22 protein-coding genes are annotated in these 24,602 nt (G+C 50.0%); 7 read left to right on the top strand and 15 right to left on the bottom strand.

The annotated features are described in order from the left end of the window. Positions 1-107: 107 nt before the first annotated feature. A complete protein-coding gene (speFL, locus tag AYY16_RS20285; protein ID WP_150384934.1) occupies positions 108-215 on the bottom strand; it encodes a leader peptide SpeFL in 108 nt (35 codons plus the stop codon). A gap of 527 nt (positions 216-742) precedes the next feature. Beyond that, positions 743-1,327 carry a class I SAM-dependent methyltransferase gene (locus tag AYY16_RS12315; protein WP_067366850.1) on the bottom strand — a complete coding sequence of 195 codons (585 nt, stop codon included), beginning with the start codon at positions 1,325-1,327 and terminating at the stop codon, positions 743-745. A gap of 246 nt (positions 1,328-1,573) precedes the next feature. Here AYY16_RS12315 and AYY16_RS12310 point away from each other — a divergent pair, with 246 nt between their 5' ends. Then, complete coding sequence (locus AYY16_RS12310; protein ID WP_067366847.1) at positions 1,574-2,008, top strand: hypothetical protein; 435 nt, start codon at positions 1,574-1,576, stop codon at positions 2,006-2,008. An 8-nt stretch (positions 2,009-2,016) separates the two neighbouring features. On the opposite strand, the gene AYY16_RS12305 is transcribed toward AYY16_RS12310, so the two are convergent. Then, complete coding sequence (locus AYY16_RS12305) at positions 2,017-2,454, bottom strand: MarR family winged helix-turn-helix transcriptional regulator (protein WP_067366844.1); 438 nt, start codon at positions 2,452-2,454, stop codon at positions 2,017-2,019. Positions 2,455-2,577: 123 nt separating this feature from the next. Between AYY16_RS12305 and AYY16_RS12300 the strand changes: the two genes are divergently transcribed. From AYY16_RS12300 to AYY16_RS12290, 3 genes are all read left to right on the top strand, one after another. Continuing rightward, positions 2,578-4,002, top strand: a complete 1,425-nt coding sequence (locus AYY16_RS12300; protein ID WP_223861221.1) for a DHA2 family efflux MFS transporter permease subunit — start codon at positions 2,578-2,580, stop codon at positions 4,000-4,002. 116 nt (positions 4,003-4,118) lie between these two features. Further along, positions 4,119-6,323, top strand: coding sequence for a TonB-dependent siderophore receptor (locus tag AYY16_RS12295; RefSeq protein ID WP_067366841.1), 2,205 nt, complete (start codon positions 4,119-4,121; stop codon positions 6,321-6,323). Between the two features lie 626 nt (positions 6,324-6,949). Further along, positions 6,950-8,515, top strand: a complete 1,566-nt coding sequence (locus AYY16_RS12290; protein ID WP_067366833.1) for a methyl-accepting chemotaxis protein — start codon at positions 6,950-6,952, stop codon at positions 8,513-8,515. A 73-nt stretch (positions 8,516-8,588) separates the two neighbouring features. On the opposite strand, the gene AYY16_RS12285 is transcribed toward AYY16_RS12290, so the two are convergent. The 8 genes from AYY16_RS12285 to AYY16_RS12250 form a co-directional block, all read right to left on the bottom strand. Next, positions 8,589-9,929 carry an anaerobic C4-dicarboxylate transporter gene (locus AYY16_RS12285; protein ID WP_067366831.1) on the bottom strand — a complete coding sequence of 447 codons (1,341 nt, stop codon included), beginning with the start codon at positions 9,927-9,929 and terminating at the stop codon, positions 8,589-8,591. 227 nt (positions 9,930-10,156) lie between these two features. Then, the gene (gene kdpE / locus AYY16_RS12280) at positions 10,157-10,840 is read right to left on the bottom strand and encodes a two-component system response regulator KdpE (protein WP_067366828.1); all 684 of its coding nucleotides are present in this window, start codon (positions 10,838-10,840) and stop codon (positions 10,157-10,159) included. Further along, entirely contained in the window at positions 10,837-13,524 is a 2,688-nt protein-coding gene (kdpD, locus tag AYY16_RS12275) for a two-component system sensor histidine kinase KdpD (RefSeq protein ID WP_067366825.1), read from the bottom strand. Before kdpD ends, kdpE begins: the two co-directional genes overlap by 4 nt. A 15-nt stretch (positions 13,525-13,539) precedes the next feature. Next, on the bottom strand, positions 13,540-14,130 hold the full coding sequence (gene kdpC, locus AYY16_RS12270) for a potassium-transporting ATPase subunit KdpC (RefSeq protein ID WP_067366822.1): 591 nt from the start codon (positions 14,128-14,130) through the stop codon (positions 13,540-13,542). A 9-nt stretch (positions 14,131-14,139) separates the two neighbouring features. Then, positions 14,140-16,188, bottom strand: coding sequence for a potassium-transporting ATPase subunit KdpB (gene kdpB, locus AYY16_RS12265; protein WP_067366819.1), 2,049 nt, complete (start codon positions 16,186-16,188; stop codon positions 14,140-14,142). Between the two features lie 16 nt (positions 16,189-16,204). Beyond that, a complete protein-coding gene (kdpA, locus tag AYY16_RS12260) occupies positions 16,205-17,887 on the bottom strand; it encodes a potassium-transporting ATPase subunit KdpA (protein ID WP_067366816.1) in 1,683 nt (560 codons plus the stop codon). After that, complete coding sequence (kdpF, locus tag AYY16_RS12255; protein ID WP_067366813.1) at positions 17,887-17,976, bottom strand: K(+)-transporting ATPase subunit F; 90 nt, start codon at positions 17,974-17,976, stop codon at positions 17,887-17,889. Before kdpF ends, kdpA begins: the two co-directional genes overlap by 1 nt. A 162-nt stretch (positions 17,977-18,138) precedes the next feature. Further along, a complete protein-coding gene (locus AYY16_RS12250; protein ID WP_067366809.1) occupies positions 18,139-18,915 on the bottom strand; it encodes a tetratricopeptide repeat protein in 777 nt (258 codons plus the stop codon). Positions 18,916-19,251: 336 nt separating this feature from the next. On the opposite strand from AYY16_RS12250, the gene AYY16_RS12245 reads away from it, so the two are divergent. The 3 genes from AYY16_RS12245 (at position 19,252) to AYY16_RS12235 (ending at position 20,917) form a co-directional block, all read left to right on the top strand. Next, entirely contained in the window at positions 19,252-19,578 is a 327-nt protein-coding gene (locus AYY16_RS12245) for a glycosyltransferase (RefSeq protein ID WP_082970718.1), read from the top strand. A gap of 498 nt (positions 19,579-20,076) precedes the next feature. After that, positions 20,077-20,466: a tetratricopeptide repeat protein gene (locus tag AYY16_RS12240; RefSeq protein WP_067366804.1), complete on the top strand. Its 390-nt coding sequence runs from the start codon at positions 20,077-20,079 to the stop codon at positions 20,464-20,466. Then, positions 20,447-20,917 carry a tetratricopeptide repeat protein gene (locus AYY16_RS12235; protein ID WP_067366802.1) on the top strand — a complete coding sequence of 157 codons (471 nt, stop codon included), beginning with the start codon at positions 20,447-20,449 and terminating at the stop codon, positions 20,915-20,917. The genes AYY16_RS12240 and AYY16_RS12235 overlap by 20 nt, the downstream gene beginning before the upstream one ends. Positions 20,918-20,922: 5 nt before the next feature. On the opposite strand, the gene livF is transcribed toward AYY16_RS12235, so the two are convergent. Genes livF through livH form a run of 4 tightly spaced genes read right to left on the bottom strand, consistent with a single transcriptional unit; the run spans position 20,923 to position 24,597 of the window. After that, complete coding sequence (gene livF / locus AYY16_RS12230; RefSeq protein ID WP_067366799.1) at positions 20,923-21,624, bottom strand: high-affinity branched-chain amino acid ABC transporter ATP-binding protein LivF; 702 nt, start codon at positions 21,622-21,624, stop codon at positions 20,923-20,925. After that, positions 21,624-22,394: a high-affinity branched-chain amino acid ABC transporter ATP-binding protein LivG gene (livG, locus tag AYY16_RS12225; protein ID WP_067366796.1), complete on the bottom strand. Its 771-nt coding sequence runs from the start codon at positions 22,392-22,394 to the stop codon at positions 21,624-21,626. Before livG ends, livF begins: the two co-directional genes overlap by 1 nt. Continuing rightward, positions 22,391-23,674 carry a high-affinity branched-chain amino acid ABC transporter permease LivM gene (locus tag AYY16_RS12220; protein WP_067366793.1) on the bottom strand — a complete coding sequence of 428 codons (1,284 nt, stop codon included), beginning with the start codon at positions 23,672-23,674 and terminating at the stop codon, positions 22,391-22,393. Before AYY16_RS12220 ends, livG begins: the two co-directional genes overlap by 4 nt. Beyond that, the gene (gene livH, locus AYY16_RS12215) at positions 23,671-24,597 is read right to left on the bottom strand and encodes a high-affinity branched-chain amino acid ABC transporter permease LivH (RefSeq protein WP_067366790.1); all 927 of its coding nucleotides are present in this window, start codon (positions 24,595-24,597) and stop codon (positions 23,671-23,673) included. Before livH ends, AYY16_RS12220 begins: the two co-directional genes overlap by 4 nt. Positions 24,598-24,602: the final 5 nt, after the last annotated feature.

The raw sequence follows: 24,602 nt of genomic DNA, 5'->3' as shown, positions 1-24,602 counted from the left end.
AGCGTTCAGTATAGTCCTGCACTTGTTGTGCCGGATATAATGATATTGAGGTTGACGATCCATACGACAGCAATATGCTGATGACATTATGGATGTCAGTAGAAGGACTACCTTTTTGCATTAAAACGATTAAAACTAAAGCAAGAGCGATGTGAGAACATCATCAGATGTGTAACACGTCTTATATGTGGCCAAAATCGATTGTTATTTTCCATTTTTGCACCTGTTTTAAATCAGCACTTATTAATGAACTCGTACTAATATATCCAACTGCAAACACTATACTGCGACACATATCAAAATATCAATTAAAAAACCAATTTTGTCTATATTAAATCAGGATTAATAAAAATATGTTAATTTCATGTGGGTTAATATGAATTAATTAAACCAATGATATAACGCAGTATTAAATATAACCCAGCAGTCTATATCTTATTATTAACAGTGGTTTTTAAATAAACCATAACTATATAGACCGGTGATCTATATCAGAGAAATACATATAATAAAGGCAGTTTGTATTTTATATTAATTTATGACCAATAACTTTGTAAATTATATTATGCAGATTATCAGGGTAATTATTCATTTCCGGAGGATTAACATTATTACGTTTTATTTACATCTCCCCGGTTTACCGGTGTCATTTCTATGAATCATCCCGACAGCAGATCCACATTAACAAAGCACGTCTTTGTGACGTGCTTTGTTAACATAAATTACCACGAACGCATTAAACTCAGAGGCGGTTCCGGTTGATAAAGACCATTCCGCTGTTCGCCATATAAATTGCACCGTCTTTTTCTGCCATAACCCGGATACGCCGGGTATCTTCTGACAGTAATTCAAAATTATATCGTTTCAAATTCTCAATCCAGTACTCCGGCGGCTGTTCGTTGACGTGATGATGTCCTCCCTGGCCCGGAAATGCGTGTGTCATCACCATTACGCGTCCGCAGGAAAATGAATTCAGAAGATGATCCAGATACATTTCATCAATATGTTCAACGACTTCCTGACAATGAACCAAGTCGACACGACAATGTACAGATGAATGCGTAAGGTCGACCTTGAGCGCCGGATACAATGAGTTATCAACATTCGATACCAGCCCTTCCACCGCCAATGTCTGCATTCCGGCGCGGTGAAAATAATCTGCAGCAAATCCCAGGCCTGAGCCGATATCCAGCACGGATCGTAACGCAAAACGCTTGATCAGATAGTCCCACACTGTCGGACAAAATGTATTCGGATCGCCTTCGAGCGCATTTCCGCCCAGATGTTCTTCCTCACCATAACCATAAGCAAATGAAAATCCTGACATTTATAACTCCTGTAAATAAACTTATTTTATGATGCGCAGCCTGGTATCTGATGCGTTACGCAACAAAACACGATTGCCTGATTTATAAGTGAATACTTAAAAAGCAACAAGCGGAGTGTTCTGGATTTTCCTTTTCTTCATGATATCTGACAGGGTATTTCGCCCGGCAGCGAAGCATCGTTTTTTCTGCACGCTAGTATCACCCGCAGAACAACAGGCATCGCCACAACACGTCCGGAGACAGACATGAATAATATCGATAGCAATAATCATCTCTGCATTATGTTGCAGGCCGCTCTGGCGGATATACCATTACCGGGGTGCGGCGCGATAGAAAAAGAGACGGACAAACAGCCGTTATCACTGTCTGCTGTGACGCAGGCCGGGACGTTACTGAACTACGGGGAGGAACAAATTGCACAGTTACATGCTGATTTGCACTGCTTGTATGCTCACTCACTTGCACGCTTCCCGCAACCGCAGGAAGTCAGTGAGAAACTCACCGCTGCTATGCGATTGCACAGACAAATCCCTGAACAGGAAGGTATTTTATGGCAGCGTTTATGTGAGCAGGCAGAAAAGCACGGATTTGATGATAAAGACCAACTGACAGATTGTTTAGTCGGCTGGCTGTCTTCCACCAGCCTGACACTGACATACAGTGATGTCGTCTGCCCGTAACAGATACATCACGCTTTTTCCCCGAACCAGGGCTGCTGCAATAACCGGGTCATGAGGGCGACATTCTCATGCCCGATTGCCGCGCCTATCTCATCACACAGTGAAACTTTGATGGCTTCGTACGCGTCATAGCACCGCTGCCCGTGTGCGGTCATTTTGACGCCTTTCAGTTTTTTACTGTCCTGCAAATCAAAAACCGTAATCAGCCCTTTTTCTTCCAGCTGACGGATAAATTTATGAATAGCCTGGCGGGAGATAGTGACAGTCGCAGAAATAGTCGCAATGGACACCGGCTGATCACTAATCCTTGAGAGGATATACCATTCCGATGTTCCCATGCGGATCTTACTCTGTGCATTCCAGCAGGTATCTATCCGCTCACGGAGCAATGTGTGCCGCTCACTGATTAAATCGACGAAATCCAGTTCATTCAACGCAATTTTCACTCAGCCACCCCTTTTCTTTTTTGTGCAGTATAGCAAAAACACCACGTCAACCAAGTTGACCATTATCTCAAAATGCGTTATTTTCCTCACCGTCAACCAGGTTGATGAAACAGAGGAAATAACGTGACAACAGAAGCACAACAACAGGTACGCTACCCGAAAATGATGCTCAGCGTACTGATGGCCGGGACATTTATCGGGCTGTTCGGGGAAACCGCATTAAATATGGCGCTCACCAATCTGATGAGCGAATTTATACTTTCTGCCGGACAGGCACAGTGGCTGGTGACCGGCTACCTTCTCACCCTGGCTGTTTTCGTGCCGGTGTCTGCCTTTCTGGTGCGCTGGTTTAACACCCGCACGCTGATCCTCAATGCACTGGCGGTTTCACTCGCCGGTTGCCTGATTGCGGCTTTCGCACCCGGCTTTACCGTGCTGCTGCTCGGGCGGGTTATCCAGGCTGTCGGCACCGGTGTTGTACTGCCTGTGCTGCTGAGCGCCGCACTGCTGATTTTCCCTGTCTATCAGCGGGGAATGGTGATGGGTATGGTCGGGATAGCCATCACACTGGCACCCGCGCTGGGACCCACACTCTCCGGATTTATCCTCACGGGATTCAGCTGGCATGCAATTTTCTGGCTGAGCGCACTGGCGTATGTTGCCGTCATTCTGCTCGCGCTGAAAGCGATGGCACCTATAGGGGAGATAACCCGGCCACGTATTGATATTTTCTCACTGCTGCTCTCCTCCGCCGGGTTCAGCGGCGTGATATACGGACTGGCAATTATGGCGGAACACAGCCTGAGCAGCCCGCAGGTGTGGGGATCATTACTGGCAGGACTCATTTGCTTAGGCGTATTTGCCCGCCGCCAGGTTGTAATGAAAACGCCGATGATCCATCCGGATGTATTCCGCCAGCCAATGTTTGTCATTGGTCTGCTGCTGATGATCCTGAGTATGATGAGCGTACTCTGTGCCGCGATCATCCTGCCACTCTTCCTGAAAGATGTGCTGATGCTGAGCGCTGCTCTCGCCGGGGTACTGCTGCTGCCGGGTAATATTATTAACGTCATATTTTCCCCGCTGATTGGTCTGCTCTATAACCGCTTCGATGCCCGTCCGTTTGTCGTGACAGGATCACTCTTTATGCTGGCAAGTGCTGCTCTGTTTCTGTTTTCAGTTGGTGAGTCCGCACAAATCTGGCACATCGTTGTTGCCTTTATGTTTCTCTGTCTCGGTGTGACCTGCGTGATTATGCCTGCGCAAACCACCGCACTGAGCGCATTACCGGCAAGCCTGTATGCTGATGGATCTGCCGTCTGGAATACCTTTTATCAGGTCGCCGGCGCGGTGGGTACTGCCATGGCTATCACGCTGATGTCCTTTTACCGCGAAAAGACGTATGCCGCGTTCCCGGAGCACGGCGAAACCAGCGCACTGGCGGCGGGACTTCACGCCGTGTTCTGGTTCATCCTTCTGCTCGGTTTCCTGTCTCTGGCACTGGCGTTCTTTCTGAGGAAACCGCACCCGCATACCAATACTGAGTAATTCACTGAGTTCATTCTTTATGGCTGCCACCGGCAGCCTTTTCTTATTACCGGCCCGTTATCCCTTTTTTTTTTACTTATAACGGTAATAATTATCATTCAAATGAGATTTTTTTTATGACTGCACCTCACCGCCCTTCCCTTTCCGGCTCTCTTTTCCGGTTATCACTTTTCCGGTTATCACTACCCGCCTTACTGATTGCCGGTGCCTGTCATGCCGCGCCTGATGAAATAATCGTGACCGCCGCACCTGTGACAGCCAATCCGCTTGAGAGTAACGGAACCTATCATGCCACCTACAGCGACAGTGCCACAAAAACCGCCACACCACTGAATAAAGTGCCGTCTTCCGTTTCTGTTATCAGTGAGGAGGAAGTCACCGCACGCGGCGCATCAACACTTAAACAGGCACTGGGATATACACCCGGTGTTGTCACCGGCACCTCCGGCAGTTCCTCCGTGTTTGACAGTGTCATGATGCGCGGCTTCCATAATGTCAGTCAGAACATCTATCTGGACGGATTAAAAGTTCAGGGTGATATGTATGCAGAAAGCCGCATGTTGCCGGAGTTTATGCAGCGGATTGATGTCATCAAAGGTCCGGCATCTGTGATTTATGGTCAGTCCAATCCGGGCGGCGTGGTAACAATGACCTCCAAACGCCCGCAGATGACACCGCTGCGGGAAGTCCGGTTACAGGCGGGGAACCATCATTTATGGCAGACCGGGTTTGATTTCAGTGATGCCCTTAATGACGATGAAACACAGGCGTACCGGCTGACCGGGACAATCCACGACCAGCATCAGCAACAACAGGGCGAGCGGGAACGCTATTATGCATTACAGGGCTCGTACCTCTGGCAGCCGGATGATGCCACATCATTACTGCTCACGGCGCAGGCAATGAATGCCCCGCGCAATGGCTATTACGGCTGGCTGCCGCGCGAAGGGACAGTTGACAGTGGTGCGACCGGCAAACTAAGTACCGGTTTTAATGAAGGTGAACCCGGCTACAACCGCTTTGAACGGCAGCAGCGCTTATTCGGCTGGCAGTTTGACCATACTTTCAATGAAAACTGGTCATTTCATCAGGGTGCGCGCTATCAGCAGATAAGCACTAACTGGCGTACAATTTACGGCGGCGGATTATGCAGCAGTAATCCGATGGCCTGTTACGGCGTGCCACAGCAGGATCTCACCTCCACCCTTGCCCGCAATCATATTATCAATAATGAGCGGCTTACCGGACTGGTGACAGATACCCACGCCATTCATAACATCAGCGGCAATGGCTGGAAAAATACCCTATTGCTGGGGCTGGATTACTCTCAGCTGCGCAACCGCATGACTAATGAGATGGGTGTTGCAGCACCGCTGGATCTGCGCTCACCGCAGTACGGCAATCTGACCACCATGCCGCTGGCACAGGCAAACACGGTGAATAAGAACCGTCAGACGGGGATTTATGCCCAGGAGCAGCTTTTCTGGCAGGACTGGACACTCACCCTCGGCGGACGCTATGACGAAAACGTCAGTAAATCCCGCAGCCATGACAATATGAGCGGAGAAGACACCAATCATCATCAGACTGACCGGGAGTTCACCTGGCGCGGCGGGGTAAATTATCAGTTGCCTTACGGCTTTGCGCCATATTTCAGCTACAGCGAGTCCTTCGAGCCGAGTACCGCAGCGACGGTCAGCGGTAAGCCGCTTAATCCTTCACGCGGCAAACAGTATGAGGCCGGACTGAAATTTCTGCCGGATAATTCGGCACTCTCTGCCACGCTTGCCGTGTATGAACTGACAAAAGATAACAACCTGCACCGCGACCCGCTCAATCCGTTTTTCAGTGTTCAGGGCGGGGAGATCCGCTCACGTGGTATTGAACTGGAAAGCAAAGCTGCACTCACCTATAACTGGAACCTGATCGCCGGTTACGCCTATACCGATACCCGGTTCCGGCAGCAGCAGGAAAATGCAAATAATCACCCTGCTATGGTGCCAATGCACACAGCATCATTATGGACAGATTATACTTTTGACAATGCACCGCTCAATGGTGTGACAGTCGGTGGCGGGGTTCGCTATAACGGCAAAACACAAGGGGATGATGCAAACAGTTTCACAGTTCCGGCGTACACCGTGACTGACCTGATGCTGCGTTACAAACTGGATAATCTGCCCGCTGTTGACGATGCGGAAATTGCATTGAATATTAATAATTTATTCAATAAGCATTATGTTGCATCCTGTTTTACGGATGCCGCATGCAGTTGGGGCAATGATCGACAGATAACCACAACACTGACAGTTCACTGGTAACCGATCGCAGATATAAAAAAGGGTATTGCCGGTACTACACCGGAAATACCCGAAATGGCAGGGCAGGCTAAAAGTCATAAATCTGCATGCCCTGGCCATACACCCCGTTCACAATATCGCCGTATGATTCATCCATCGTAATAAAGGTTCCGCCGCGAATAATTTTTTTTATTATTTTCCATAATTGTCTCTCTGGTTGACGCTGTAAATGTACTGATAAGTACATTGAAATCCGGTCGTAAAATCAACAACGAAATTATCAGTATAAAATTTACTTTTTATGCTGTAAGGAAAGTATTGTCGCTTTCTGTTTATGAAAAAAAACAGAAATAATGCTTATTTTTCAGAAAAATAAGCATTATTTTCTTATGGATAAACTGAGATAAAAAAAGAATACGCCATATTTTTTAATATCACCCGCACACAAAAAATCAGCACTAAATATCAACAAATGATAACTATTTCACCTTTAACATCGCTGATTACGCTTTAAAAGAAAGACAGCACTACGAAAGAAATAACATTTTTATCAATATCAGGGTGCGTTATAAGTAAACCTAATTAATTTATAAAGTTTCCAATATGATTACCGATAATAAGTCATTTAATGAGTATCCGGAGGAACGATGCTTTTGCACAGCATGAAAATCAGTACGAAACTCTTTGTGGCTTTTGGTTTTTCAATATTGCTGATGATTATCAGCTCAGCGCTTTCCATTATCAGTCTGAATAAAGCAGATGATGGCATCCGGGATGTGCTGGAAAATGACTATCCGGTGACAGTAAAAGCGAACTTACTGATTGATTATTTTCATGATTTTGTGGGGATTCAGCAACTCAGACTACTGGACGACAAGAATCCGCAGATCCGGCAGATGGCTGCTGGTGCATCTGAAACCAGTAAGAAAATCACCCTGATACTCGATGAACTGGGTGAGCAACTCAAAGATGAAACCTCTCAGCGCATCCTTAAAGAGATCCGTTCAGTCCGCCAGCAATACCTCAGTTCACAGCGCCGGATGACGCAATATATGCAAAGTGATGATAGTCAGGCGGCTATTAATGAAATGCTCAATACCACTACGGGGATCCAGCGGGCATACCGCGAGAATGTAATGCAGCTGATTGCGCTACAGGATAACCATATGAAAAGTGCGGGAAGCCAACTGGAAAGTAATTTTAAAACCAACCGCGCTCTGCTGCTCACACTGACGGCTATCAGTATTATCATCAGTGCCGTCCTCGCCAGAATTATTGTCCGTACCATTACCGGCCCGCTTGATGAAGCCGTCCGTTTTGCCAGAGCAATTGCAGAGGGTGATCTGACACAGCATATAAACACCACACATAAAGATGAAACCGGCGTCCTGTTACAGGCGCTGTCTGAAATGCAGTTACATCTTCAGGATATTGTCCGCGAAGTGAAAAACGGCTCTGAAAGTTTGTCTGCCACGGCAGAGCAGATTATGGCCGGTAACCAGAACCTGGCGGCGCGCACAGAAGAACAGGCGGGCTCTGTGGAAGAAACGGCGGCCTCAATGGAGCAAATAACCGCAACAGTCAAAAACACCGCCGCCAATACACAGAAAGCAACTGCGCTGTCGGCAGATACCGCCGGGGTAGTAAAACACAATGGCGAAATGATGCAGCAGATGACCGAAAAAATCCGCACTATCAATGCCACTGCCACCAAAATGTCTGACATCATCAATCTGATTGATTCCATTGCCTTCCAGACCAATATTCTGGCGCTGAATGCCGCCGTGGAAGCCGCCCGCGCGGGTGAACACGGACGCGGTTTTGCTGTCGTAGCCGGTGAAGTGCGTCTGTTGGCGCAGCGCAGTGCAGATTCTGCCAGTGAGATCCGTTCATTGATTGAAAATTCAGCCGGACAGACACAGGAAGGGCTGAAACTGGTGGAGGATGCCGCCGAATCATTGCGCGGGATTGTTGCAAATGTCAGTCAGATGGACGCATTACTGCATGAAATAGGGCACGCCAGCCATGAGCAGACAGACGGAATAACGCAGATAAACAGTGCTATCGGGCTGATTGATTCTGCAACGCAGCAAAATGCGGCACTGGTTGAACAGTCAGTCGCTGCGGCTTCTGCTCTCAACGATCAGGCGGGTACACTCAATGAAATGGTCGGTGTGTTCCGGATCGAAAAAACACCGAAGACAACAGCTTAACCATAATATAACGAATGCATGATGCTACTGATAACGGACAAAATGTCCGTTATCAGTAAGTTACAGTGCAGGATTATAAGAATCCGTACATTGCAGCGAAAACCCAGCCAAATACACAGGAAACACCCACGCCAATCAACCCCGGAAAAATAAAGCTGTGGTTAATCACAAACCGCCCTATTTTTGTGGTGCCGGAACGGTCAAACTGGATAGCCGCGAGATCACTCGGGTAAGTCGGCAGAATATAATAACCATAACAGGCCGGTGCGGATGCCACGATATACGCCGGATTCACACCAATCGCCAGCGCAACAGGGACAATTGCCGCCAGTGCCGCAGCCTGGGAGTTTACAAATTTTGATACCAGCAATAATACCACCGCGTATGCCCACGGGTATTCGGTGACCAGAGAACCTAATACGGTTTTTATCTGATCCAAATGCGCGCCGAACATGGTTTCCGCCATCCACGCAATACCGTAGACCGCCACAATCGCAATCATCCCTGAACGAAATACTTCATTTTTTGAAATAGACGCAGGTTTGGTTTTGGTGAAAATAATAATCAGCGCACCGGCAAACAGCATAAAGATTTGAATAACCAGTACCATCGAGAGGGGTTTTCCGTCAAACACAGGCCGTAGCTCAGGAAATGCGCCCATCAGCGCCACAGCAGCAATAGAAGATAAAAAGATCCACATCGCTAACCAGTTGCTGCGGGGTAATTTTTTATCCAGCAGTGTGACGGTATCGCCATACACATATTCTTTATTTTCAGGCTTGGAAATAAATTCCTGAAACTCCGGGTCTTTATCCAAATCTTTGCCGCGATACCAGCTGAATATCCCGATACATAATATTCCGATAAGTGTTGACGGAATAGTAATCGCCAGTAAATCAACAAACCCGAGATGTTTTCCGTTTAATGTCACATCCCCCAGCATCGCCACTAATGACACCACCGCGACAGACACCGGGCTTGCGATTATGCCCATCTGGGAACCTATCGTACTGGCCGCCATTGGTCTTTCCGGACGGATATTATTTTTAATCGCCACATCATAAATGATCGGTAAAATGGTATACACAACATGCCCGGTACCGCACAAAATGGTCAGCAGACAGGTAACAAATGGTGCCACAATTGAGACATACTTAGGGTTACGTCTGAGCAGCCGTTCAGCAATCTGGAGCATCACATCCAGCCCGCCGGACGCCTGTAATGTCGCGGAAGCTGCAACAACCGCAATAATCACCAGCATGACATCCACCGGGGGTTTTCCCGGTTTGAGATGAAACACAAAGACCAGTATAACCAAACCAATCCCGCCTAATAACCCAAGCGCGATACCCCCCTTTCGTGCACCGTAAAACAGACAGATCAACACCACAATAAGCTGGATAACAAAATCCATAACTAACTCCTTTTAGACCCTTATTCATTCAAACCGCAGGTTCGTCGGCTGCAATCTGAATGACGTCAGGTACAGACATTTAAAAATCCGTTGGTCTGACACTCATGGATTTACTATAGGGCGCACTAAATGACTATTTTTTGATATAAACGATGTTATCTGACGGAAAACAGAACAGTTTTGTCATAACAGTGAGGGAGGTAAAAGAATTAGAAAAATAAATGTATTTAAGGTGCAGATATAAACCGGTAGCCGATCCCGGTTTCAGTAATAAAATGCTGAGGACGGGCAGGATCTGTTTCCAGCTTCTGACGCAAATGCCCCATATAAATACGCAGATAATGCGCATGCTCAACTGAATTAGGACCCCACACTTCATTGAGCAGAAAACGCTGGGTTAATACTTTGCCGCTGTGGTTGATAAGAATAGTCAGCAGGCGGAATTCTATCGGAGTAAGATGCACTTCTTCCCCGGCTTTGCTGATTTGACGTCCGGCAATATCCACGCGGATATCCCCGAATTCATACACCGGATCATTTTTTTCACTGCCCTGGTAACGGCGCATAAGAACACGCAAACGTGCCTGTAACTCCCCGACACTAAAGGGTTTTGTCATGTAGTCATCCGCCCCGGCATCAAGGGCAGCTATCTTATCATGCTCATCGTCACGGGCAGAAAGTACCAGAACCGGAACTGAGCTCCACTGGCGGAATTGTTGTACAAACTCAATACCGTCGCCGTCAGGCAATCCCAGGTCGAGGATCACCAGATCCGGTTTGCGGGTCGCGGCTTCCACCAGCCCGCGGGCCAGATTTTCAGCGTCAAAAACGCGTAGGGAATCCCCTTCCAGCGCAGTGCGCAGAAGACGGCGGATACCTTTTTCATCTTCAACAATTAAAACAGTGATCACAATGGATTATCGGCTTCATCAATAGTTGGTGGGTCTTTATAGGGTAAACGTATATGAAAGCTTGCGCCACCCCCGTCCCGGTTTCCGGCGCAGATAGTGCCGCCGTGAACATCAACAATCGCCTGACAAATCGCCAGCCCCAGACCCACACCCGGAATAGCCGATTCTTTCTGCCCGCGGGAAAATTTATCAAAAATCCGCGCTTCCTGCCCCGGCGGAATACCCGGGCCGTTATCCCACACTTCAATATCGATACTGTTTTCTGACACGCGGGAGCGAATGCCGATCTGCGCCTGAATACCGGCATATTTAATGGCATTTTCCAGCAGATTAATTAAGACGCGCTCAAACAGCGGACCATCCGCACAGATAAGCTGCATCGGGTCATTGAGATCTATCTCAATCGCATCGGTGTTAAAACGTGGTTTGAGCATCATCAGCGCACTGCCGATCACTTCTTCCAGCGGCAACCACTCTTTATTGAGATTAAAACCACCGGACTGGATCCGCGCCATATCCAGCAGATTATTCACCAGCCGTGTGGTGCTGAGAATGTGCTGGCGGATCTCCATCGCCTGTGAGGCATATTTTGATCCCTCACTGGTGAGATCCAATGTCAGAATTTCCGCCTGACCAAACAGAACAGTCAGCGGTGTCCGCAAATCATGGGACAGCGCCGCCAGCAGCGAGTTACGTATCTGCTCCCGCTCACTGAACAGACGCGCCTGCTCTTCACTTTCTGTCAGAGACTGCCGCTCCAGGGCACCCGCCGCCAGCAGGATCAGCGTCTCAAGCAGCCTTTGCTGCTCGGGGATCTGCAACTGACGGCGGTTATACGGCTCAACAATGATCACACCAAGCACTTTCTCTGTCGTGCTGAGCGGCAGGATCTGATACGGCACACCGGGCAATGTACCGGTGCCGCATCCTGCGGGCTGCCCTTTGTCATAACTCCAGCGGGTGATCGCTTCATCCCAGGCAATAGCGCCCGGTCTTACCCCCGCCGGAGTCAGATTGCCCTGCGCATCCGGCAGCAGAATTTCACAGCGGGCATGGAAGCTGTGGCTGATAAAGTGACAGCTGACAGTGGCGATTTCATCACGCTCACGCGCTGTTGCCAGTGCTTTTGACATCTCATACAGATGATAGGTGCGCTGCTCGCGGTAACGTGCCACCCTTGCCTGGTAGCGCACACCTGCCGTCAGGCTGCCGATCACCAGCCCGACTGTCATCATGACGGCAAAAGTGAGCAGATACTGCATATCAGAGACAGCCAGTGTGCCCTTAGGGTTAATCAGAAATAAATCAAAACTGACCACATTAATCACAGTGGCAAATACTGACGGCCAGCGTCCGTAAAAACGCGCCACAACCACCACACCCAGGATATAGAGCATCACCAGGTTGGCATTATCAAACGCCATCAGCCAGTGATGCGCCAGCAGTGTGGTGACTGCACAAATCAGTGCCGCCGCAATGCAGCCCTGTAAATCGGTTTTGTGTTTATCCAGAAACGGACGGCTATCACTGTATTTGCTCTGATTTTCCGGCTGTCTGTCCCTCGGGGCTATCATGACCACATCAAGATCGGCCGCCAGGCGGCTGAGTTGATCCGATAGTTTATCCTGTTGCCACCAGTGTTTGCGGACATACCGCCCGATCATGACTTTGCCGAGATTATTTTCCCGCGCATAGCGGATAACCGCCCGGCTCTCTTCCGGCTCTGCCAGTGTCGCCGTGGTGGCTCCGAGCTGCTGTGCCAGTGACAGTGCATTTAAAATTCCGCGCCGTTGCTGTGCGGGCAACTTATGGCGGGCTGAGGTTTCGACAAAAATGGCGTGCCAGTCGCTGCCCAGTTTAGCCGCCAGCCGGGCGGCGGCGCGGATCAGTTTTTCATTCGCACCCGCCGGGCGCAGACACACTAAAATAGCATCGCGGATATGCCAGACTTTCTCCTGACCCTGATGCTCACGCCATGCCTGCATCTGCTCATCAACGCGATCGGTTGTCCGGCGCAATGCCAGTTCGCGCAGGGCGATCAGGTTTCCTTTACGGAAAAAGTGCTCGATTGCCCGCTCCGCCTGCGCGGGAAGATAGACTTTCCCTTCCCGCAGACGGGTAAGAAGATCGTCCGGGGTCAAATCCACGAGGACGATTTCATCGGCGGCATCAAAAACCGGGTCCGGCACCGTTTCACGGACAATAACGCCGGTAACGCCGCCGACAATGTCATTCAGGCTTTCCAGATGCTGCACATTGATCGTGGTGAGCACATCAATCCCGGCATTGAGCAGCTCTTCCACATCCTGCCAGCGTTTCGGGTGTCGTGCGCCGGGAATGTTCGCGTGTGCCAGCTCATCCATTAAGATCACCGCCGGATGCAGGGCAAGGGCGCGATCCAAATCAAACCCGCTGACCTGCCGTCCGCGGTACTGATATTTTTTCAGCGGCAGTACCTGCAGCCCCGTCAGCAGCGCGGCGGTTTCCTGCCGTCCGTGGGTTTCAACCACACCGGCGAGCACATCAACACCCTGTTCATGCAGCCGCTGCGCCTCCTGCAACATGGCATAGGTTTTCCCTACCCCCGCGCAGGCACCGAAGAAAATCTTCAGTTTCCCGCGCGGGCGCTCTGTTACCTGAGCCAGTAACTGATCAGGATCGGGACGCAGTGGCTCGTCATGCATATTGATGTCCTTCTGTTAATTCAGGCGCGCACGCGCTGACGTGTGTGCATCCAGTGCCAGGTTCAGTTTCAGCACATTCACAACCGGGTCGCCGGTAAATGCCGGAACCGGCGTGGTGATATTTTCACTGATCAGTTCGTTGACCTCCGGCACACTCATTCCGCGCGCGTTGGCAACACGCGGAGCCTGCCAGTATGCCGCCTGCGGGGAAACATCCGGGTCCAGTCCGCTGGCAGACGCCGTAACCAAATCAACCGGAACGGTACGGGAGGCATCCGGGTTTTCTGCCCGTAATGCCTCTGCCCGCTGTGCCACACGCTGTAACAGTACCGGGTTATTGGTGCTCAGATTACTGCCGCCGGAGCTTTGTGCATTATAAGGTGTGCCCGCCGTTTCTGACGGACGCCCGTGAAAATATCCGGGCTGTGTAAATTGCTGACCAATCAGTGCCGAGCCTTTTACTTCACCATTGACATCAATCAGGGAGCCGTTTGCCTGGCGGGCAAACCACCACTCACCCAGCGTCGTGGTTAACAGCGGATAAAATACCCCGGTGACCAGCGCCAGAACCAGAAAAATAACGATTGCAGGACGTATCTGACTCATTGCATATCCTTATACTAACCCTGTCAGGGTCAGCAACATATCAATCAATTTAATACCGATAAAAGGCACGATTAATCCGCCCGTTCCATAGATCCACAGATTGCGGCGCAGCATTGCCGCTGCACTCAGGGCATGATACGGCACACCTTTCAGTGCCAGCGGGATCAGCGCAATAATAATCAGGGCATTGAATATCACCGCGCTTAATATGGCTGAATCCGGCGAATGCAGACGCATAATATTGAGCGCATCCAGTTGCGGATAAGTCACCGCAAATGCCGCCGGGATAATCGCAAAATACTTGGCGATATCATTGGCAATACTGAATGTTGTCAGCGAGCCGCGCGTCATCAGCATCTGCTTACCAATATGAACCACTTCAATCAGTTTGGTCGGGTTGGAGTCCAGATCCACCATATTACCGGCTTCTTTTGCCGCCTGTGTTCCCGAGTTCATGGCAACCGCCACATCTGCCTGCGCCAGTGCCGGGGCATCATTGGTGCCGTCCCCGGTCATTGCCACCAGCCGCCCTTCTTTCTGATATTGGCGGATCAGCGCCAGTTTAGCTTCCGGCGTCGCCTGCGCAAGAAAATCATCAACACCTGCTTCTGCCGCAATCGCCGCCGCTGTCAGCCGGTTATCACCGGTGATCATCACCGTTTTGATCCCCATCTGGCGTAATTGCGCAAAGCGTTCGCGGATCCCGCCTTTGACGATATCTTTCAGCGCGATAACACCCAGCACACGGTGCTCTTCTGCCACCACCAGTGGCGTACCGCCCTGGCGGGCAACCTCTTCCACCAGTTTGTCGACCTGCGCCGGGAATTGACCGTGATTGACCTCGATATAGCGGCGGATAGCATCCACAGAGCCCTTGCGGATAGTTCGTCCGTCCACATTGATCCCGCTCATGCGCGTTTGTGCGGTAAACGGAATAAAGGTGGCTTTCAGACCGGCAAGATCACGCGCCCGCATATTAAAACGCTGCTTTGCCAGTACCACAATACTGCGCCCTTCCGGGGTTTCATCTGCCAGCGATGCCAGTTGTGCCGCATCCGCCAGTGTGCGTTCATCCACACCCGGTGCTGCCAGAAAGTCTGACGCCTGGCGGTTTCCCAGGGTAATGGTCCCGGTTTTATCCAGCAGCAGCACATCCACATCCCCGGCGGCTTCCACAGCGCGCCCGCTGGTGGCAATCACATTCGCCGCCAGCATCCGGCTCATACCCGCCACACCAATGGCAGATAACAGCCCGCTGATCGTGGTCGGGATCAGACACACCAGCAGCGCAATCATCACTGTCAGACTGACGGCATGACCGGCAAATTCAGTAAACGGCCACAATGTTGCCACCGCCAGCAAAAAGACAATACTCAGTGCCGACAGCAGAATAGTCAGAGCGATTTCATTCGGCGTTTTACTGCGCTTCGCGCCTTCCACCATGCTTATCATGCGATCCAGAAAACTGTCTCCCGGGTTTGCGCTGCACTCAATGATCAACCAGTCCGATAAGATCCGCGTACCACCGGTGACAGAAGAAAAATCCCCGCCGGACTCGCGGATCACCGGCGCAGATTCACCGGTGATCGCACTCTCATCCACGGATGCGCCGCCCTCCAGTACCGTAGCGTCGCACGGGATCAAATCACCGGCTTCCACCAGCACCAAATCCCCTTTGCGTAACGTATCTGCCGCGACAGTTTCATATTCACTGTCGCGCTCAGCGGAACGCAGCTTTCGTGCCCGGCTGGTTTTTTTCATGCCTTTCAGGCTGTCAGCCTGTGCTCTGCTGCGCCCTTCCGCCAGCGCTTCCGCAAAATTCGCAAACAACACGGTAAACCATAACCACAGGGCGATAGTCAGTGTGAATGCCCCGTTGCCGCTGAAAAGCCCGGTCATCATACCGGCGGCAAGCAGTGTGGTTAACAGACTGCCGCACCAGACAATAAACATCACCGGATTCTGCCACTGCACCACCGGGGATAGTTTTCTGAATGTCTCCGGTAACGCCTGTTTCACCAGTTTTGGTTCAAATAAACGCTGTGTCTGACGACTCATTGTCTTCTCCCGTCAATCACTTAAATACAGCCAGAAATTCCGCCACCGGACCAAGCGCCAGTGCGGGAACAAACGTCAGCGCGCCGATCAGTAAAATCGCGGCAATCAATAACCCGGTAAATAACGCGCCGGTTGTCGGCAATGTTCCGGCTCCGGCGGTCTGAGCGGTTTTTCTCACCAACGCACCTGCCAGCGCCATAATCAGTGCTATCACCACAAAACGACCGGCAAACATACAAAATGCCAGTAACAGGTTCCAGAACGGGGTATTGGTGCTTAACCCGGCGAATGCACTGCCGTTATTGTTCGATGCCGATGACAGCGCGTAGAGCACTTCTGTAAAGCCGTGTGCGCCGGGATTGAGAACCGCCCCGCGTCCGGCATCTGTGCTCAGCGCCAGCGCCGTACCCAGTAAGACCAGCGCCGGGGTGACCAGGATGGCAAGTGCGGTCAGTTTCATCTCCCGTACTTCGATTTTTTTACCGAGATATTCAGGCGTGCGCCCAATCATCAGCCCGGCAATAAAGACCGCAAGGAACACAAACAGCATCATGCCGTAGAAACCTGCGCCGACACCGCCAAAAATTACCTCGCCAATCTGCATCAGCCACAGCGGGATCAATCCGCCGAGCGGTGTCAGTGAATCATGCATGCTGTTCACCGCCCCGCAGGATGCCGCTGTTGTCACCGCCACAAACAGCCCTGTCGCCAGGATACCGAAACGCGCCTCTTTGCCTTCCATATTGATGGCGCTGTCGATACCAAGTGCGGTAAATGCCGGGTTCCCCTGCGTTTCACTCCACATCACAGCCGCCGCGGCAGCCACAAACACAATGCTCATTGCGACCAGCAAAGTCAGACCCTGGCGCGGATTCCCGGTACAGCGTCCGAAGGAAAAACAGAGTGCTGCGGGGATCAGAAAGATAGCCAGCATCTGCACAAAGTTAGTCAGCGCAGTCGGGTTTTCAAACGGATGTGCGGAGTTCGCACCAAAGAAGCCGCCACCATTCGTACCAAGGAGTTTAATCGCTTCCTGAGAGGCAACCGGTCCCATCGGCAATATCTGCTGCACGCCTTCAGGCGTGATAATCATCTGATAATCATGAAAATTCTGGATAACACCCTGAGAGATAAAAAACAGCGCAATAATCACTGAAAGGGGTAACAGCAACCACAGTGTGATCCGGGTGAGATCGACCCACGCATTACCGAGGGTTTGTACGCTGTGTCGGCACAGTGCACGGATCAGCGCAAAAGCCACCGCTATCCCGGTTGCCGCAGACAGGAAATTTTGTACAGTCAGCCCCGCCATCTGGCTGAAATAGCTGACGGTAGATTCGCCGCTGTATGACTGCCAGTTGGTATTAGTGACAAAACTTACCGCCGTATTCAGCGCCAAATCCCATGACATCCCCGGGAAGTGACGCGGATTAAGCGGTAAATCTGCCTGTAACATCAGGATAGCCATCAACAGAACCAAACCAAGACCATTAAACAGCAACAGTGCGGTCAGATAACGCTGCCAGCGCATCTCTTCGTTACGTATTCCCGCAAACCGCCACAGGGTTCTTTCCACGCGCCCGATAACCGGTAAAGGTGCGCCATCAATAAAGCGCACCAGGACATGGCTGAGTAATTTTGCCGATATCAGCAAGACAATCAGAAACCCGGCAATGAGTAAAAATGCATTCGCTGCCATCAGAATTTCTCCGCATTAATTAAGGCATAGAGCAGATACGCCAAAAGCAGGATCGTGCCGGCAAGACCCGCGATAAAACCCAGACTCATAATTAATCCTTACACCAGTGAGTTATTCAGGATGCAGTCTAAGAAACGGGGTGCAAAGATGTTGCAAAATTCAGGGGGGAAGATATAAAAAAAAGTGTAAAAATACAAAACCGCCCGGTAAGCATATACCGGGCGGTTCAGAATGACGGGGGAAAATCCTTATTATTCAGCGCGTTTGGCAATATACTCGTCAACCGCAGTCAGGTTTTTACAGGCCAGAGCGATATCGTGATCGCACCCTTTCTGAAAATAATCATGGCTCTTTTCCGGATCGATATAAAAATAATAAGCACCGAGATCCACATACGCCTGAAACTCACCCTGCACGATAGCTTTATTATAATATTCCGTTGCCTGACCTATATCGTCCACTTCAGAATTATAATACTTTCCCATGACAAGAAGGCTCGGACGATGGTTTTGCTCTGCTGCTTTTAAAAATAGCGCCAGTGCATTTTTATCACTCTGCGGCAAATACCGTCCGGCGATATATTGCATGCCGACAAAAAACTGTGACTGTGCATCGCCGCCGGCTGCCTGTTGCAGAAAAATAGCTAGCGCATCATTGATATACTGACGACCTTTCACCACATCCTCTTGTGTACCGGCACCCTCTTCATACGCCACACCCAGACGAAACATCGAATACGCATCACGACCGGCAGCGCCAGCCTGATAGTAGCCAAAGGCTTTTTCCGGTGAGGGTTTCACACCATAGCCATACTGATAAATATCCCCTAACTTTCCGTTTGCCGGAATATAGCCGGTATCAAGGGACTGCTGAAATAAAACACGGATAGCCCGGTAATCCGGCGGTGTAATACGTCCGGTTGAATCCGCTAATAAGGCATCAGCCCAATCATAATTTTTTTCTGCCAATGCAGGTGGAATAAATAGCAGTGAAATAAATATACTTACTATAGCACTAAGATTTTTCATATTTACTGTCCCTGTACAACCTTTAATAATACATTAATCACCCGGACAACTCCGGATTACACGATGTAATATAATTGAAGCATAAACACAGGTGGAAAGTCGAGATCACCGCAGTATTATTATTGAAATTAATGTTATTTTAAAACGTAGACACTCACCAAAAACAAATACTATGTGAAAATTACTTAACTAAATTGAAACGGAATTCAATTGAGATGAAGATACCTAAGATAATCCATCAAATTAACACTCTCGGAATACAGTCATCGACAAAAAATGAATTACAGGCAATGTCGGCGCTAAAGTGCAATAATATTGACTGGGAATACCGGTTTTATGATGAACAGCAAATTTTTTTTATTTTTATTCGGTAATGATAAGCAGCGCTATATGGATGCCTATTACAGTATCAATCCCGTTTATGGTGCTGCGAGAGCTGATTACTTCCGGTATTTAATTATACGTGAGTTTGGTGGCGCTTACTTTGATGTAAAAAGCTATACAACGATATCATTAAATAAAATCATTCAACCTGATGACGAACTGGTTATTTTCAAATGGCAGGGACACCCGGAACTGTCCTATGAAGGCTATGGTCTTCATAGTGAAATAAAAAAAAGGAACAGAACATCAGCAATGGAATATATTATCAACACCAAATAACAAATATATTAATAATGTTGTCGAAAGAGTCACTCAGCATATTGAAAATTATACGCCTGAAAAATACGGCGTCGGTATGTATGGCGTACTCAGGACAACCGGGCCCATTGCTTATACCAATGCAATTAATGAATTAAACTGTGATGACGGAATACGATTTGCAGGAAACAATGCTGTTAACCATGTTATTTATGCAAAAAGACATTACAGAACCAGCAAGCATTACTCCCAATTATATGAACCAATTATTTTACGCTGATGAATAACAGAAGTATAATGACTCACATAATGTGTAATACAACCTTATTTATACTCTAAATAATTCGGGATGCCTGTAGGCGACAAGCAAAGGTAGACGGGGAGCATAGATAAACTATGTGACCCGGCTGGCTTTGCGTAGTCAACACCCAGGCATCCTGAAGTATGACGAGTATATGAGTCAAAGAGGTATAAGTTGCCCTACATATACCCGTTCATAAAATGCTTATGGAATGTGCAATGAGAATCGCTATCGCAGCAGGATTATGTTGTACCGTACTTTTTTTTACATCCCCGCTTATGGCACTGCCGTCCCCGGTAAAACGGCAGGAAGCCGCCGCTCTGAGCGGTAATATCACCGCTCAGATAAAATTAGCTGATGATTATCTGGCACAAAAAGAGACGGTACAGGCAGAATATTGGTTCAGAAAAGCCGCAGAGCAGAATAACCCTTATGCGCAAAATTCCCTGGGTAAACTACTGCTGCTTACCGACCAGTCCCCGGATTCACTGATGCAGGCGAAAGTCTGGTTTGAAAAGGCGGCGACACAACAATATGCACCCGCACAAACCAATCTGGGCAATGTTTATCTTCATTTAGCTGATTTAAATGATAAAAAAAAACAATAATATTGTACATGCCCGCTACTGGTTTGAGAAAGCGGCACGGCAAAATGTCGCCGTTGCACAATATCAGCTGGGTACGATGTATCTGCATGCCTGGGGCGTAAAACAGGATATCAGCAAAGCCAGAACCTGGTTTGAGAAAGCCGCCGCACAAGATCAGCCCGATGCGCTTTATCAGCTTGGCGTGATGTATTACGGCGGAAAAGGATGCGAAGGTAATAATTGCGCCATTGCCCGCCATTTTTATGAAAAAGCGGCACTTCAGTCACATGGTGCGGCACAGTTTTATCTTTCAATGATGTATTTGCAGGGGCACGGCGTGGCGCAGGATTATGACAAAGGCGTATCGCTGATGCAGGCATCCTGTGATAACGGTGAGCAGGAAGCCTGCCCGTGGGCGAAAAATCTGACAGAAGACGGCGATAAATTCCGTCAGATTTTTTCTGTGAAATAAGTCAGTTAACCACCCAGATAGGCGCTTCTTACGGCTTCGTTCGCCAGCAGCGCCTGACCGGTATCTTCCAGCACCACCCGCCCGTTTTCAAGCACGTAGCCTCTGTCTGCCAGTTTCAGCGCCTGGTTTGCATTTTGCTCCACCAGGAAAATCGTCATCCCGGCGTCCCGCAGGTCGCGGATAGTGTCAAAAATCTGCATGATAATGATGGGTGCAAGCCCCAGAGACGGTTCATCCAGCAACAGTAACTTCGGGCTGCTCATCAGTGCGCGCCCTATCGCCAGCATCTGCTGTTCACCGCCGGACATGGTTCCCGCCCGCTGATGGCGGCGCTCCTCAAGGCGCGGGAAGAGTTCATAAACCTGTGCAAGACGCATCTGATATTGAGGTTTAGTGGCAAAAAAACCACCCATCGCCAGGTTCTCTTCCACTGTCATACGCCCGAAAACCCGCCGCCCTTCCGGCACCAGCGCAATATCTTTGCGCATAATCTGTGCTGTCGGCAGTGAGGTAATCGCTTCTCCGTTATAACGGATCTCACCTTCGGTTGCCCTTGGCTCGCCACACAAGGTACTGAGCAGTGTCGTTTTCCCGGCGCCGTTAGCGCCGATCAGGGTGACGATTTCCCCTTTACTGACTGACAGACTGACCTGATGCAGCGCCTGAATTTTGCCGTATTGTGCGCTGACATTATTAAATTCCAGCATTAATACGCCTCCCCTAAATACGCGCGGATCACATCAGGATGATTACGAATTTCAGCCGGTGTGCCGTTTGCCAGTGGTGTTCCCTGGTTTACCACATAGATCCGGTCAGAAATGCCCATCACCAGTTTCATATCATGCTCAATCAATAATACAGATACGCTGTGCTTTGCACGCAGTTCAATAATCAGCGCATCCAAATCGTCTGTTTCTTTCGGGTTCAGCCCGGCGGCGGGTTCATCCAGCATCAGAATATCCGGGCGGGTCACCATACAGCGGGCGATTTCCAGCCGCCGCTGCTGACCATACGCCAGGTTTCCTGCCTGCCGGTTTGCCACCGCAGTAAGCCCGGTGCGCTCCAGCCACATAACCGCATTTTCCATGGCTTCGCGCTGATCACGGCGAAATGACGGCAGGGTCAGCAATCCTGCCAGCAACCCGCTTTTGTGGTGCTGATGCTGCGCCACCAGCAGGTTTTCAATCACCGTCATCTCTTTAAACAGGCGCACATGCTGAAAAGTGCGGATCATCCCGCGCTTTGCGATAGCCTGCCCGGATAAGCCCTGTACCGGTTTACCGCGCAGCAGGATCTCTCCGCCAGCCGGTTTATAAAACCCGGTTAAACAGTTGAAAATAGTGGTTTTTCCGGCACCATTCGGGCCAATCAGCGAGACAATTTCGCCCTTATTCAGATGCAGTGAAACCTGATTTACCGCCAGTAATCCGCCGAAGCGCATCGTCAGGTCTGATACCTGCAATAATGTGTCTGTCATTGCGCACCTCCGGTTTTTTCAGCGGAGCCGGTGCGAATTTTCAGGTGCGGACGTGACATCGGCAGTAATCCCTGCGGACGCCAGACCATCATCAGTACCATCAGTGCGCCAAGCAGTAACATGCTGTAGGCGTTAAGATCCCGCATCATTTCACGGGAAACGACGAGGATCACGGCTGCAAGGATAACGGAGGTTTGTGATCCCATGCCGCCCAGCACCACAACTGCCAGCACAAAGGCTGATTCAGCAAAGGTGAAGGATTCAGGGCTGATAAATCCCTGACGTGCAGCAAACAAGGTTCCGGCAATACCGGCAAAGGCAGCACTGATAGTGAACGCCGTCAGTTTAATGCGTGTCGGACTTAACCCTAAAGAGCGGCAGGCAATTTCATCTTCGCGCAGTGCTTCCCAGGCACGTCCCATCGGCATGCGCAGTAACCTGTTAATAATAAACAAGGTGATAATAACCAGCAGCAGCGCGACCAGATAGAGGAAAATAATGCGGTGACCCGGGTCATACGCCAGACCAAAGAAATTATGAAAAGTATCCCAACCGCCCTCTTTGGCGGTTCTGCCAAATTCCAGCCCGAACAGAGTGGGTTTCGGGATCTGACTGATCCCGTTAGGCCCGCCGGTAAATTCGGTATTATTAAGCAGCAGAATACGGACAATTTCCCCGAATCCGAGAGTGACAATCGCCAGATAATCCCCCCGCAACCGCAACACCGGGAAGCCGAGCAGCAATCCGGAGAGTGCCGCAACAATGCCTGCCAGCGGCAGGCTCTGCCAGAATCCCCAGCCGAAATAGTGATTCATCAGCCCGTAGGTGTAAGCGCCGATGGCATAAAACCCCGCATAGCCCAGCACCAGCAGCCCGGACAGCCCGACAACCACATTCAGCCCGAGGCCGAGCATCACATAAATCAGTGTTAAGGTAGCGATGTCCACACTGCCGCGTGAAACAATAAACGGCCAGATAATAGCGGCGACAATAATCAGCCCGGCAATAATTTTTTGAGATGTGGTGGAGCCGTCAAAATCCGGCAGCAGCCAATTTTTTTTCGGCAGACGTGCTGTCAGTTGTTTCAGTGACGGACGCACCAGTTGAAAAACAAAGACCATCACACAGCCAATGCCGATCCACTCCCAGCGGATACTGTCAGCGTTGCGCACAACAAGCTGTGTACCGTCGAGTGACAGTTGCAGCCCCATCATGACCGAGGCCAGAACAAACAGCGTCACAGTGGCGATAATGGCGTTTACCCAGTGAGATTTTGTCATACTTTCTCAACCTCCGGACGCCCTAAGATCCCGGTCGGCATCACCAGCAGCACAATAATCAGCAAGCTGAATGAAACCACATCTTTGTATTCCGTACTGAAATACGCAGAGGTCATCGCTTCGGAAACACCGAGGATCAGCCCGCCGATCATGGCTCCGGGAATACTGCCGATCCCGCCGAGAACGGCTGCGGTAAAGGCTTTCATACCGGCCATAAAGCCAATGTACGGATTGATCACGCCATAGAACTGACCTAACAGGACTCCGGCGACCGCCGCCATTGCCGCGCCGATCACAAAGGTCAGCGCGATCACGCGATCGGTATTGATCCCGAGCAAACCTGCCATTTTCAGATCTTCCGCGCAGGCGCGACACGCCCGTCCCATGCGGGAATAGCGGATAAACAGAGTCAGCGCCAGCATTGCCAGCACAGTCACTGCCCAGATGGTTATCTGCATGGCGGAGACAGTCGCGGCGAACCCGCCGCTCTCGCCCAGTGTCCAGCGCCCCTCAATCAGCCCGGGCAGCGCGAGATCACGCGAGCCTTGCGACAGACTGACAAAGTTCTGAAGAAAAATGGACATTCCTATTGCCGAAATCAGCGCGATCAGCCGCTTTGAGTGACGGACAGGCCGGTATGCGACCCGTTCAATACTCCAGCCATACGCTGATGAAATCACAATTGCGGTAATAAATGCGGCGGTTATCAGCAACCAGCCGACATCAATCCCCAGCATCATCAGACCGGCAATCACGATAAACGAGACGTAACTGCCAATCATATAAACTTCGCCGTGAGCAAAGTTGATCATGCCGATAATGCCGTACACCATCGTGTAACCGATAGCGATCAGAGCGTAAGTGCTTCCCAGCGTTAATCCGTTCAATAATTGCTGCGTAAAATATAATAATTGTTCTGACATAGCGC

Origin of the sequence: Morganella psychrotolerans (genome assembly GCF_001676155.1) — a bacterium.
GTDB classification, from domain to species: domain Bacteria; phylum Pseudomonadota; class Gammaproteobacteria; order Enterobacterales; family Enterobacteriaceae; genus Morganella; species Morganella psychrotolerans.
Note: the sequence above shows the minus strand (reverse complement) of the source record. Positions and strands in the feature narration are given on the sequence as shown.